General features: G+C 43.5%; 11 protein-coding genes. 1 reads left to right on the top strand and 10 read right to left on the bottom strand.

Translation table 11 applies throughout. From position 1 onward, the window contains the following. Window positions 1-21: 21 nt before the first annotated feature. The 6 genes from BUC17_RS12090 to BUC17_RS12065 form a co-directional block, all read right to left on the bottom strand. Complete coding sequence (locus BUC17_RS12090; protein WP_073364862.1) at window positions 22-930, bottom strand: YitT family protein; 909 nt, start codon at window positions 928-930, stop codon at window positions 22-24. Between the two features lie 77 nt (window positions 931-1,007). Further along, a complete protein-coding gene (pafA, locus tag BUC17_RS12085; protein ID WP_073364860.1) occupies window positions 1,008-2,615 on the bottom strand; it encodes an alkaline phosphatase PafA in 1,608 nt (535 codons plus the stop codon). A gap of 3 nt (window positions 2,616-2,618) precedes the next feature. Then, on the bottom strand, window positions 2,619-3,557 hold the full coding sequence (locus BUC17_RS12080) for an NAD(P)H-dependent flavin oxidoreductase (RefSeq protein ID WP_073364858.1): 939 nt from the start codon (window positions 3,555-3,557) through the stop codon (window positions 2,619-2,621). 12 nt (window positions 3,558-3,569) lie between these two features. Then, window positions 3,570-5,168: a S8 family serine peptidase gene (locus tag BUC17_RS12075; protein ID WP_073364856.1), complete on the bottom strand. Its 1,599-nt coding sequence runs from the start codon at window positions 5,166-5,168 to the stop codon at window positions 3,570-3,572. A 55-nt stretch (window positions 5,169-5,223) separates the two neighbouring features. After that, window positions 5,224-6,414, bottom strand: coding sequence for a tRNA 2-thiouridine(34) synthase MnmA (gene mnmA, locus BUC17_RS12070; RefSeq protein ID WP_073364854.1), 1,191 nt, complete (start codon window positions 6,412-6,414; stop codon window positions 5,224-5,226). 271 nt (window positions 6,415-6,685) lie between these two features. Beyond that, window positions 6,686-7,399 (bottom strand): toxin-antitoxin system YwqK family antitoxin, encoded by a 714-nt coding sequence (locus BUC17_RS12065; RefSeq protein WP_073364852.1) that lies wholly within the window; start codon window positions 7,397-7,399, stop codon window positions 6,686-6,688. A 267-nt stretch (window positions 7,400-7,666) separates the two neighbouring features. Here BUC17_RS12065 and BUC17_RS12060 point away from each other — a divergent pair, with 267 nt between their 5' ends. After that, window positions 7,667-8,677, top strand: a complete 1,011-nt coding sequence (locus BUC17_RS12060) for a fasciclin domain-containing protein (RefSeq protein WP_073364849.1) — start codon at window positions 7,667-7,669, stop codon at window positions 8,675-8,677. A 277-nt stretch (window positions 8,678-8,954) separates the two neighbouring features. Here BUC17_RS12060 and yidC read toward each other — a convergent pair whose 3' ends face one another. From yidC to BUC17_RS12040, 4 genes are all read right to left on the bottom strand, one after another. Beyond that, a complete protein-coding gene (gene yidC, locus BUC17_RS12055) occupies window positions 8,955-10,844 on the bottom strand; it encodes a membrane protein insertase YidC (RefSeq protein ID WP_073364847.1) in 1,890 nt (629 codons plus the stop codon). A 36-nt stretch (window positions 10,845-10,880) separates the two neighbouring features. Further along, on the bottom strand, window positions 10,881-12,491 hold the full coding sequence (locus tag BUC17_RS12050; protein ID WP_073364843.1) for a CTP synthase: 1,611 nt from the start codon (window positions 12,489-12,491) through the stop codon (window positions 10,881-10,883). 98 nt (window positions 12,492-12,589) lie between these two features. After that, on the bottom strand, window positions 12,590-12,814 hold the full coding sequence (locus tag BUC17_RS12045; protein ID WP_073364841.1) for a DUF3820 family protein: 225 nt from the start codon (window positions 12,812-12,814) through the stop codon (window positions 12,590-12,592). Then, complete coding sequence (locus tag BUC17_RS12040; RefSeq protein WP_073364839.1) at window positions 12,811-13,218, bottom strand: OsmC family protein; 408 nt, start codon at window positions 13,216-13,218, stop codon at window positions 12,811-12,813. The genes BUC17_RS12045 and BUC17_RS12040 overlap by 4 nt, the downstream gene beginning before the upstream one ends.

The following is a 13,218-nucleotide window of genomic DNA, read 5'->3' as shown; positions in this document are numbered from 1 at the left end:
CGATCGACAGCCTTTCTTTTTTTAATGCAACGGACGTTTTTTGATCATCCCTCCTTTGGTATCTTTGATGGCATGTTGTACAATGAAAGCCCCCTCGTCGACTTTTTGGATTTCCAAGATTAACTTCGTCACCTCCAAACGAGTAACGACGCAGTAAATCACTTTATTTTTATTGGGATCCAAGCCACGACGCCCATAGCCGCTATCGGTATTGTATACGGTAACGCCATGTTGTAAATTGTCGATGATGGCTTGTTTGATTTCCATGGATTTACTCGATACTACGGTCACTCCGATATATTCCTCAATACCATTGATGATAAAATCAACCGTTTTGGAGGCTGCAAAGTAGGTTAACATACTATACATTGCCGTTTCTACACTGAACAAAAAAGCGGCAAAAGCAAACAAAATGACATTAAATACCGAAATAAAATCGCCTACCGTGAGACTTGTTTTTTTACTTACATAGATGGCCATAACCTCAGTGCCATCAATCACCGCACCACCCCGAATGGTGAATCCAATGCCTGCGCCCAAGAAGAAGCCTCCAAAAACGGAAATTAAAAGTTTATCTTGAGTAATCACTTTGAAATCCACAAAATGCACTAAAAGCGACAAGGCTACTATGGCAAGTATGCTTTTTAGGGCAAATTCCCATGAAATCTGACGGGCGCCAACCAAAATAAAGGGGAAATTGATCACTATAATCCACAGCGATAGATTAATTCCTGTAGCCCGCTCGGTCAACAAAGACAAGCCCATAGCGCCTCCATCTAGAAAGTCGTTGGGCAGTAAAAATTGCTTTAATCCAATGGTCGCCATGGCTACGCCGATGGAAATTAAAATCATGTCTTTCACATGACGTTGAAAAACTAGTTCTTTGATGCGTGAACTCTCGTGGTATAGATTTTTAATCAGAACTTTCATAGACGTACTTTTGACCCAAAATACAAAAAAAAGCCCTTTGAATAAAGGACTTTCATGCGTTTAACATCAATTTATGACTAGCGAAAAAGTTCGGGTAAGACTTCGCAACTGGTACCGTTGGGAAACGTAATTTGCAACTTCTGACTCAAGGTTGGAGCGATTTGAGTGATGTATCGTTTTTCATAACTCTGCCCTTGGGGTATTTTCCACCCGAAAAACAATAAGGGCACGTGTGTATCATAAGCATACGGCGTTCCGTGGGAAGTCCCCGTAGGACCATATTCGATAAATCCCGGTTCGTCCAAGACCACAATTTGACCGTTTTCTCTAGGATCATAGCCGCGCGCAATCATCATTTTATAATAATCCCCTTCACAAGCTCCCTGTATATCCTGCTGATTAAAAACGGCTTTTACATGAGGCTGCAGGCGTAAATAGTTCATAAATTGCGTTTCTACGACGGCATAGTCCAAACCTTTTTCTCGAATTTTAACTTCGTCCAAATACACATTGAAATTGGAGTAATTCAAAACAAAATTCTCCCCAAAAGTCGCTTGGGAAAAAGCTTTGAGTCCCGCACCGATTGCCTTATAATCCAAATTAGTTACCGCATACTGCTTGTTGCGCAAAAAAACAGCATTCTCGGCACAAGCGTGGTCGGCAGTGAGGAACACGAGGTATTGATTTTTACCCACGGTTTTATCTAAAAAATCCAAAAAATCGGCAATCGTCTGATCTAAGCGTAAGTAGGTATCCTGCAATTCCATAGAACGCGCCCCCATAATGTGACCCACATAATCGGTAGACGAAAAACTAACGGCGAGGAAATCGGTAATGGCGTCTTTGCCCAGGTTTTCATTTTCAATGGCTTTTTTGGCAAACTCCGCTAAATAATCATTTCCAAACGGAGTAGCGCGCAACACCCCGGCATCATTTTTTTCATACATTGCCTTCAAATCGTAGGGAAAAATGGGCTTCTCCACTCCATACAATTTGCCTTCATATGGGGAATCGTCGGGATCACTTTCATTATACACCTCGGGAGCTTTGTAAAGTTTCCAACCCGCATTGAGGTATTTCATATAGCCTTTTTGCGCATTAAATGCCGTTACCCAATTGGGTAGTTGTGCCCCGTAAAAAGAACTCGAAATAAACTGTCCCGATTTATTATACCAAAACGCCCAATTGGCAAAATGACCCGCTGGTAAAATAGCACCGCGATCTTTAATACTGAGTCCGATAACCTTCCCTTGAAATTGGGTCGCCATACGCAATTCATCGGTAATGGTAGTCGCTTTTAAATTTTTGGGCGACATTAACCCTTCTTTTCCAGCGCCTTCACCCAAAGGGGTCACCGACGCATCATCGGTGCAATAACGCTCTTTTCCGGTGCTACGACTAAACCACTCATTGCTCACAATACCGTGTACAGATGGCGTAGTGCCCGTATACACACTGGCATGTCCGGGCGCGGTGTAAGTGGGCATGTAGTTGAAATGAGCGTTGTGAAAGGTGTAGCCTTGGCGCATCAAGCGTTTGAAACCCGTTTCGGTAAAATCGTTATGAAATCGGTATAAATACTCCATGCGCATTTGATCGACGACGATCCCGACCACCAACTTTGGGCGTTCTTGAGCGTGAAGAGTTCCGATCATTCCAATAATAATTATAATGTATTTTTTCATCGGTTAAAAAAGTATACGTTCTTGTTGCGCCGCCTTAAAATCGCGGATGATTTCGTCTATAATTTCTGCTACGGGTTTGATCTCGTTGAGCAACCCTGCGATTTGTCCAATTTCTAATTCGCCTTCCACCAAGTCACCTTCAAACATCCCGCGTTTGGCACGTGCCCGACCCAATAACGCTTTTAATTCTTCCTCTGAAGGACATTGTTTGTACAAAGCTTGCAAATCGGCATAAAATTTATTTTTCAACAAACGTACCGGCGCTAATTCTTTCAAGGTCAGCACAGTATCACCTTCTTGTGCGTTTATAACGGTTTGCTTAAAGGCATCATGCGCCGAACTTTCGACGGAGGCAACAAATCGACTCCCCATTTGCACCCCATCGGCACCCAAGATCATGGCCGCCAACATTCCTCGTCCCGTAGCTATACCGCCCGCGGCAATTAAAGGAAGTGAGAGTTGGGCCCGTACCATAGGAATCAAGGTAAACGTTGTGGTCTCCTCACGGCCGTTATGTCCCCCTGCCTCAAAACCTTCAGCAACAATCGCATCAACACCCGCCTCTTGGGCTTTGAGGGCAAACTTGGTACTACTCACCACATGTACTACCGTGATCCCGTGTTCTTTCAAAAATGCAGTCCACGTTTTGGGGTTTCCTGCCGAAGTAAATACAATTTTCACACCTTCTTCGACAATGATTTGCATGATCTCTTCAATATTGGGGTAAAGTAACGGAACGTTAACCCCAAAAGGACGATCGGTGGCTTGTTTGCACTTTTGAATATGGGTACGCAGTACATCGGGGTACATCGAACCCGCACCGATAAGTCCCAGTCCGCCAGCATTACTCACGGCACTGGACAATTTATATCCTGAATTCCAAATCATTCCCCCTTGAATGATGGGATAATTTATATTAAAAAGTTGGGTAATACGATTCATTGAAAATGCTAATTACGGTTTTATAAGTTTCCCTGTGATCGTTTGGGTTCCCTCTTGCAACAGGTAGGTGTACCAACCGGCGGGAAAGTCGGCTACGTCAACCGTGGCCTGGTTTGGTGTGAGACGTGTTTCTCGCACTAATTGCCCCAAGGCATTAAAGAATTTTAAAGTGGTAGTTCCAGTTAAATCGCCTTGGAAAGTAACCTCATAATAAAAAGGATTGGGATACACTTTTACAGAAGATTTTCCCCATGACGTTAGTGATAGGGCATTGGATAATGCGGCGGCAAAGTCAGGCACGCCATAACCGTACTCCATCGTAGGATTGGTAAAACGATCGGCAGATTGCTTTACTAAGTCCACGACTTGCTGGTTGGTTAATTGAGGCGCTGCGGCCCAAAAACAAGCAATCGAGCCCGAAATTAGGGGACACGACAAAGAGGTGCCGCTCACATACGTAAAATCGCCTTGGGGAGTGCAAACTGCTGCACCTAGGCCGCGAGCCATCAAGTCGGGTTTTACACGTCCGTCGAAAGTAGGGCCTATCGAGCTAAAACTGGCTCGAAACTCCATCGAGTCCACAGCACCGATGGCCAAGGCATGCGTGGCTTCGGCGGGAACGGCGACATAGGGAGCGGTAGAATTCCCCGAATTACCGGCGCTCACCACGACAACCATTCCTTTGGAAAAAGCTTTATTGGCCCCTTGGGATGCAAAGGCTTGATTGCCCGTAAGGTTGCTGTAGGTGTAACTGTAAGCGGGATTATCATAGCCATAATACCCCAGCGAACTGCTGATGATATCGCAGCCCAATCGATCGGCTTCTTCGGCGGCTTGCACCCAATAACTCTCCTCTACGGGATTCTCCTCCATGACGTCTTCGGTGATAAACAGGTAATAACTCGCTGTGGGCGCTGTACCCACCAATGTCCCGTCGGTAACGGCTGCCATTGAAGAAAGCACTAAAGTTCCATGGTGGTGTAAATCGAATACATTGGTCGATTGCGATACATAATTATAGCCGCCGAGATAGCGATTTTGATTAAATAACGATTGAAAAGGCGGTGCGGTGTCGACCCCCTGAAAACCTGAATCCAATACGGCTATGATTTTCCCAGCCCCGGCATGATTTTGTTGATGCAACAAATGCGTGTTCAACATCGTGACTTGGTTTTGGGCATTTCCATACGAATAAGTGGTTTGCAACGCCATCGTCTTGGGCTGTGCGGTGGGCACTTGTGGGGTGCTTTTGGCATTGAGTTGCGGGTTGGCAAAAACGATGCGCTCTACAAATGGGAAGGAGGCCAAGCCTTGAATCGCCGCCACAGAGCCTCGCACATGAATGCAATTCATCCATTTGGATTGGGCTTTATAAGTGATTCCCGGCACGTTAGAAATAGTTTCAATATAATTGGCGTCAACAGGAACGTCATCGATCGATAACGGAATATTTTGTTGGATTCTTCGGTCCAAAGCGCGCTGCGTTAACATGGTCAAAGGCGCGTCAAAATAAGCTTGGGCATTGGGTTTGTCTATAAAATACACACGAGCATCTTCTTGTGTCCATCCCAACGTTGAGACCCAAAATAGAAGAAGGAACAGGTTTCGCATAGCAATTAGGCTTTGGAACCAAAAATACAAATAATTGCGCGGGACGAATGTTAATTTAAGAAGAAATTACCCCTGAACCAAGTAATTCCTCACCATGATACCACGCCGCGAACTGTCCTTGGGTAATGGCGGATTGCGGTGTTTCAAAGGCAATGTATAGGCCCGATTCAAATTGGTACAAAGTTGCCTTTTGCAACGGCTGACGGTAGCGAATTCGGACTTCAACAGGCATCGATTCTCCGTGGTTTAAGGACAAATCCTCGCGAATCCAATGCACTTCGTGGGGTTGAATGTGAAGCGCTTGACGAAACAAACCGGGATGTTGCTGTCCCTGACCGGTGTAAATTATGTTTTCTTTCACATCGGTGGCGATGATAAATAAGGGTTCGGCGGTACCCCCAACATTCAAGCCTTTACGCTGACCGATAGTAAAATAATGGGCCCCTTGATGTTGTCCCACTATTTTCCCTTGACCGACCATGTAGGTAAACGGTTTCGCTTGCAATTGCAATAACTCCTCTTGGGAAAGTCCTTCAGGTAGGGTTTGTTGGTAACACGGATCGGTGGCTGGAATTTCAACAATCGTCCCTGTCTTGGGTTGCAACTGTTGCTGTAAAAATTCGGGCAAACGCACTTTTCCAATAAAACATAGGCCTTGCGAATCTTTTTTTTCAGCGGTTACTAAGTCCATTTTTGTGGCTATTTCGCGTACTTCGGGTTTGGTCAAATGGCCAATAGGAAACAACGCCTTGGCCAATTGCGCTTGCGAGAGTTGACAGAGGAAATACGATTGGTCTTTATTGCCATCGACACCAGCCAACAATTGGTGGACTTCTTTGCCATTGATGTCAATAGTAGCTTTGCGGCAATAATGACCTGTAGCGACAAAATCGGCGCCCAAATCAAGGGCAATGCGCATAAAGACGTCGAACTTGATTTCGCGATTACATAAAACGTCGGGATTGGGTGTACGTCCGTTTTCGTATTCGTTGAACATGTAGTTTACAATACGCTCTTTGTACTCGGCACTGAGGTCTACGGTTTGAAAGGGAATACCCAGTTTTTCAGCGACCAATAAGGCATCGTTGCTGTCTTCCAACCAAGGGCATTCGTTGGAAATGGTAACAGAATCATCGTGCCAATTTTTCATAAAGAGACCGATGACGTCATACCCTTGTTCTTTCAATACGTAAGCGGCTACGCTGGAATCGACTCCTCCCGACAAACCCACTACCACACGTTTCATAACTATTTTTTTTTGCAAAGGTAACGGAAAAGTTATGAATTACGAATGCTAGGTTAGGGAGCCGTTTTCCTGAAGAAGTTGCCTAGCGTCAAGCAGGGAAAAGCGAAAAATCTAAAGCGGTGTGAAACAGCACGCGGACTTTTGGCGGATAGACCTTTATGAAATTTTGAATTATTAATTATGAATTATAAATTAAGAATTACGTGTTCATTTAAAATAGACGCAATTGCGAGAAGGTAGTCTGAGATTTATAATTTGGGATTTAAAAATTTTACTCTCGATCTTCTTCGCGGGTGATGGGCTTTTTGACAAATTTGCGAACTTTTTGTTTACCCATATCTTTTTTGACCAGTTTGCCTTTTTCCAAAACCTCCCAAATCCCCTCTTTTTTGCCTTTGACAAAGGTTCCTCGGGCAGCAATTTTGTTTTCAGCGGTTCGAAACACTGCGGGTCCGTCGTATTCCCCATTTTTATAATTACTTTCTTCCAATACCAATCCTTGTTCGGTAATTTTGCGATACACTCCTTCACGAAGTCCGTTTTTATACCCACATTCCTCGGCTAGGGCCCCACTTTTGTAAAAAACTTTTCGCGTACCGTTTAATTTACCTTTAACATAAAATTCTAACGTCATAATTTGAGGGGAATCTTCATGGTAAAATTTCCATTCACCTTCCTCCAAACGATTAACGAGTTTGCCTTCACTGACTTTGTTGCCTTTGGGCGTAAACACTATGGTATAACAAGAATTGTCTTTGGGGTTAAACTCGCGTGTGGCGATTACTGCACCCTCTTTAGTATTGTCAAAAAAGCGAAACGTACCCACTTCCTTACCATGTTCAAAGGTACCTTCATAGCGAGGACGACCCGTATCGGCATAAGTTCCCTTCCAAATTCCATGTTTTTTTCCTTGCGCATCCAACTGATTTATCGATTGGGCACAAACCCATTGCACACACAAACAAATGAGAAATAGATAACGCATGTTTTGATATTTTGATATGAAACGAAAAATAACCTCTTTTCGTACACAAAAGTAACAAAGTTGACTAAAATTAAGTATTTTCTTACATTTTACATTTCACATTTGTTTAACGTTAAACCTTAAACAATTCACAAAAGCGAAAACGTTTTCGGGAAACGTTAAACAAAAAAGTTAAGAAATTTACAAAATGTTCTGTTTAATCATTTCGTATTATTGCTAAACAAAATAGACGGCTTACATTCGAAAAAACTTTTTAAAAATTGTCTTATGAAAACAAACAGATTAAAACAATTCGCCTTGATTGCATTCATGGCGTTGGGTCTAACCGCTTGTAGCGATGACGACAACAACAATGCACAACCCGACAACACCATTGCCGGTATTGCTTCACGTACTACTAATTTATCTTCATTAGTAGCTGCGTTGAACCGCGCTGAGTTAACAGGAGTTTTAAGTGGAAGTGGTAATTTTACCGTTTTTGCTCCTACTAATGATGCATTTGCTGCTTTTTTAAGCGCTAACGGGTTTGCTGACGTTAATGCAGTACCTGTTCCTGTGTTAAGAAACTTGTTGTTGAATCACGTTATCGGAACCGAAATTGCGAGCTCAGCGATTCCACCAGCCGTATATGTATCAACTTTGTCTCCTATCAATTCAACTACAGGTGCACCTACCATCAGTATGTTTGTACAAAAAATTGGAACTACGGTAACCATTAACGGAGGTGCTTCTAACGGAGGAACAACGGTAGCTACAGCTGACATTGATGCAAGTAATGGTGTGATTCACGTAGTAAACAATGTAATTGCAATTCCAACTGTTGTTAACCACGTTGTTGCTAACCCACAATTTGATACGTTACAAGCCGTTGTTACCAGTGGTGCTACAGGTGCTTTTGGTGATCAATCAGCCGTATTAGCAGCGTTGAATGGTTTAACCGCTGCTGCTCCTGCTACTGTATTTGCTCCTGACAATGCTGCCTTCACAGCGGCTACTACGGGTACCGGATTTGCAGTAGGCGCTACTCCAGCACAAGTATCACGAGTTTTACAATACCACGTAACCGTTGCTGGAAATGTTCGTTCAAACCAATTGACCAACAACCAATCCATTCCAATGATCACAAATCCTGTTCAAAACACTACTGTAATATTAGGTTCTGGAACCGTTGATATTCGTGATACAGCAAACAATTTAGCCCGCGTTAACCAAGCTGATGTTCAGTGTTCGAATGGTGTTATTCACGGGGTAAACCGCGTATTGCAACCCCAGTTGTAATTCGTAAATTTTCTTCATACTTTGGAAAGACTGTCTTCGGGCAGTCTTTTTTTTTTGGCGCATGAATATCCGAAAGGAAACTACATTCTACAGAAAACATGAAGTTAAACACGCGCATAATTGTTTTACGGATAACATAAACGAAAGCTATGTTCTTGTCTTTGGGTAAAGTTTTCTTCATAAGCTTACCTCATACTTCCCTGTCGTAGAATCCTTGTTTATGGATAGCAAAAAAAAAGGTTGCCCGTAGACAACCTTTTTTCATAATCCATTGAATTTATTTCTTTCCTTTTAACTGCTTTTGTGCTTCGGCTTGTTCCATCATCTCGCGCATCTTGCGTTGAAACTTGCTCTCTTTGGCAGGCTTTTGTTTGTTCTCTTGAATTTGTGCGTGGATTTTATCGCTGTCAATAAAATATTTCTTGATCACCAACATTACCCCTATGGTCACGACGTTGGACATAAAGTTGTACAAACTCAATCCCGAACCATAACTATTGAAGAAAATCAACATCATAATCGGCGAGACATAAATCATAATCTTCATCAACTTCGCCATATCGGGCATCCCCTCTTGCGCGGGTTGAGCCATGGCGGCATTATCCCCGGAGGTCATTTTCATGTAAAAGAAAATGGCAATAGCCGCTAAGATGGGAAACAAGCTGATATGATTCCCATACAAAGGAATATAGAACGGTAATTTTACAATGGCATCAAATGACGATAAATCTTCAGCCCACAAAAAGCTTTTCTGACGCAATTCTATAGCCGCTGGGAAAAACTGAAAGGAAGCATATACAAACGGCAATTGAATCAATGCGGGAATACATCCAGCCATCGGATTGACACCTGCTTTGGAGTATAACTTCATCATCTCTTGTTGACGCTTCACCGGATCTTTATACTTCGTGTTGAGCTCGGTAATCTCGGGACGCAACACCTTCATTTTGGCTTGCGATAAGAAAGATTTGAAGGTAATCGGAGACATGGCCAACTTAATGATGATGGTAAACAAAATAATCGCCCATCCAAAAGCCATCCATCCGCCTAATAATCCGAACAAGGGGACAAAAATGAATTTGTTAATCCAACCGAATATCCCCCAACCCATGGGAACCACTTCATCTAAATTGCGATCGTAATTATTCAAAAGTTGGTAATCTGCAGGTCCGAAGTACCAATTCATTTTATAATCCAATTCGCCTTGCGCCAACTCCAAAGGAACTCGCGTGGTCAATTGCTTGGTAAACACCGTATCTTTTTCGGCATCTTTAACCAAATCATCTGAGGTAAGCTTAGCGGTTTTAAACGGTTTATTGGTCATTAACACCGAAGCAAAGAAATGCTGACGGTAGGCCACATACGTCACTGCCTCTGGATTTTCTTCTTTCCCTTGGCCTTGCCCTACATAATCGTCTTTTCCATCTTCATATTCAAAAATGGTCTCTGTATAGCGATTTTCATACGGTATGCTAATCTCGTTTCGAAAAGTTTTTAACGACCAATCCAATTGCACGGGATCATTTGGAGCCAATACATTGCGTAAACCTTGGGAACGAACATCAAAATCCAACATATAATCCTTGGCTTTCAACACATATTTATATTCCAAAAAGGCATTGGGACCCGCTTTGAGTTTCATCGATAAGACCTGATCGGCACCCACTTTGGTCAGTTGGGGTTCAAAAAACAAGTCTTTCGTTTGCAACACTCGGTTATCGGTGGTTTTGATTTCTAAATTGAATTGGGCGTTTTTCTGATCGACCAATTGTACGAGTTGCCCCGAATTTTTGCGAAACTTTTCAAATTTTTTGAGCGTTACTTGCTGTACTGCGCCTCCTTGATTGGCCACGACGATTTTCACCAAATCATTTTCCAACACAGTTGTTCCGCCTTTGGCTGCGGGCAATGTTGCGGCATAGGCAAACTTACCAAACTTCGATTCGGCTGCTTTTACGGCATTGCTATCGGTCGCCGTAGTATCGGTGGGGAGAGCTGGCGTGGCGGCTGACGTGTCTTTTTTGGGAGTGGATTTTTGAGCGGTGGTCGCTTTGCCCGTTTGGGCTTTTTGCTGCTCCTGACTGGAGTTATACATCATCCAAAGAATCAATACAAAGAGCAGGGCGAATCCGATAACCGAATTCTTATCAAACTTTTTTTCTTCCATTATAATCTACATTGCGCCGGACCTTCAAGCCACAGCTTACATTTTATTTTTTACAATTGCGGCTACAAAGCTAACAAAAATTGGCTGTGGATTTGCAACGGTACTCTTATATTCCGGATGGTATTGCACACCGATAAAGAAGGGATGGTTTTCTAACTCGACAATTTCAACCAAACCGGTTTCTGGATTGACTCCTGAACTCACCAAACCAGCCTCTTGCAGTGCCTCGGCATAACGGTTATTGTATTCATAGCGATGGCGGTGCCGCTCACTAATTTGATCTTTTCCATAAATGCGATGCGCTAAGGTTCCGGACTTCAAATTGCAGGTCCAAGCGCCCAAACGCATCGTTCCACCTTTTTCAGTCACATTTTTTTGACTTTCCATCAAATCGATCACGGGATGTGGCGTATCGGGATTCATTTCGGTCGAATTGGCTTCTGTTAAATGAAGTACATTGCGCGCATATTCAATAACGGCCATTTGCATCCCTAGACAAATTCCGAAGAAGGGCAATTGATGTTCCCGTGCATATTGAACCGTAGCGATTTTCCCTTCAATACCGCGTTCCCCAAAACCAGGTGCAACCAAAATACCATCAATATCTTTGAGCTTTTCGGCCACATTGGAAGCATCGATATATTCTGAATGAATGCTTACCACATTGACCTTCGTCTCGTTGGCAGCACCAGCATGAATAAAGGCTTCTAAAATGGATTTGTACGAATCTTGTAATTCTACATATTTCCCTACCAATCCAATATTTATGGTGTGCTTCGGATTCTTGTGCCGGGTTAAAAAAGCATTCCATTGGTCCAAATCGGGAGCCGATTTTTCGGGCAGGTTCAACTTCTTTAAGGCCACCACATCCAACCCTTCATCCAGCATCAAGTTGGGCACTTCATAAATGGTTTTTGCATCAATAGACTGGATAACAGCTTCCTTGGTTACGTTGCAAAACAAGGCCAACTTTTGCCGTAATTCTGCCGAAAGTTCGTGCTCCGTGCGGCAAACCAAAATATCAGCTTTGATTCCGCTTTCCATTAAGGTTTTAACCGAGTGCTGGGTGGGTTTGGTTTTTAATTCACCCGCAGCTGCCAAATAGGGCACCAAGGTCAGATGAATCACAATACTGTTGTGCTCGCCCAATTCCCAAACCAATTGACGTACCGATTCGATGTAAGGCAAGGACTCAATGTCGCCCACCGTACCCCCAATTTCGGTGATGATAATATCGTATTCCCCTGTTTGCCCCAATAGCTGCATACGGGATTTAATTTCATTGGTAATGTGCGGCACGACTTGTACCGTTTTGCCTAAAAACTCACCGCGACGCTCTTTTTCAATTACCGAAAGATACACCCGACCGGTCGTTACATTATTGGCTTGGGACGTGGGAACATTCAAAAAACGCTCATAATGCCCTAAATCCAAATCGGTTTCCGCGCCATCATCAGTCACAAAACATTCACCATGCTCGTAGGGATTAAGCGTCCCTGGATCGACGTTGATGTAGGGGTCAAATTTTTGAATGGTTGTGCGGTAACCGCGGGCTTGCAATAGTTTGGCTAACGAAGCCGCAATAATTCCTTTACCCAACGAGGAAGTAACCCCGCCGGTGACAAAGATGTACTTTGTAGTATTCATTCGTGGTGTGTTGTGTTGTTGTAATTTTCGGCCAAAAATACAAACTTATCCGCCAATCTGAAAATGGCAAGTCATGCATTTTATCAGGAGTTATCAACCTAACGCGAAGGGGTGCGCAACCGTCGTACTAAATCTTCTAAGCCGTTGACTTTCAATTCATGAACCAAACGCAATTGGGTCCCGAGGGTTCCCGAGGGCAATCGGTTGTTTTGCAGCCATACGACATAATACTCGGGCAAATCAATCAAATACCGCCCTTTGTATTTCCCATAAGGCATTTGAGCGTGGGCTAAATCGAGTAAGGCTTTGTGCTGGGGATTCATGCCGGCCAATGAAAAACGATGTCCTGCGTAATTTCGGGATGTAAACTATAATGAACAGGACAGGTCATTGCGGTGCGCTCTAGAATGGTTTTTGTTTTATCATCTACCGCGATAGCAAAAGTAAAAACAATATGAATCGCCGAAATACGACGTGGATCGGTTCCCATTACTTTGGTTACCTCGGCGGTCGAACCCGCTAAATCCACTCCTAAATCGCGTGCTTTGATTCCCATCACGGTAAACATACAACTCGCCAAAGCATTGGCAACTGTATCGGTGGGTGAAAAAGCCGCTCCTTTCCCTTGATTATCGACAGGAGCATCAGTGATGATAATCGATCCCGACTGCAAATGCTCAGAGGAAGTCCGCAGTTCCCCTTGGTATGTAACGCGTGAGGTAGCCAT

Source organism: Flavobacterium fontis, assembly GCF_900129405.1.
Classification (GTDB): Bacteria; Bacteroidota; Bacteroidia; order Flavobacteriales; family Flavobacteriaceae; genus Flavobacterium; species Flavobacterium fontis.
This window is presented reverse-complemented; position numbering and strand designations above follow the sequence as displayed.

What these genes read in the sequence shown, in the direction of transcription:
- BUC17_RS12090 (WP_073364862.1), bottom strand. Translation starts at nt 930, where the DNA reads ATGAAAGTTCTGATTAAAAATCTATACCACGAGAGTTCACGCATCAAA.
- pafA (WP_073364860.1), bottom strand. Translation starts at nt 2,615, where the DNA reads ATGAAAAAATACATTATAATTATTATTGGAATGATCGGAACTCTTCAC.
- BUC17_RS12080 (WP_073364858.1), bottom strand. Translation starts at nt 3,557, where the DNA reads ATGAATCGTATTACCCAACTTTTTAATATAAATTATCCCATCATTCAA.
- BUC17_RS12075 (WP_073364856.1), bottom strand. Translation starts at nt 5,168, where the DNA reads ATGCGAAACCTGTTCCTTCTTCTATTTTGGGTCTCAACGTTGGGATGG.
- mnmA (WP_073364854.1), bottom strand. Translation starts at nt 6,414, where the DNA reads ATGAAACGTGTGGTAGTGGGTTTGTCGGGAGGAGTCGATTCCAGCGTA.
- BUC17_RS12065 (WP_073364852.1), bottom strand. Translation starts at nt 7,399, where the DNA reads ATGCGTTATCTATTTCTCATTTGTTTGTGTGTGCAATGGGTTTGTGCC.
- BUC17_RS12060 (WP_073364849.1), top strand. Translation starts at nt 7,667, where the DNA reads ATGAAAACAAACAGATTAAAACAATTCGCCTTGATTGCATTCATGGCG.
- yidC (WP_073364847.1), bottom strand. Translation starts at nt 10,844, where the DNA reads ATGGAAGAAAAAAAGTTTGATAAGAATTCGGTTATCGGATTCGCCCTG.
- BUC17_RS12050 (WP_073364843.1), bottom strand. Translation starts at nt 12,491, where the DNA reads ATGAATACTACAAAGTACATCTTTGTCACCGGCGGGGTTACTTCCTCG.
- BUC17_RS12045 (WP_073364841.1), bottom strand. Translation starts at nt 12,814, where the DNA reads ATGAATCCCCAGCACAAAGCCTTACTCGATTTAGCCCACGCTCAAATG.
- BUC17_RS12040 (WP_073364839.1), bottom strand. Translation starts at nt 13,218, where the DNA reads ATGGCTACCTCACGCGTTACATACCAAGGGGAACTGCGGACTTCCTCT.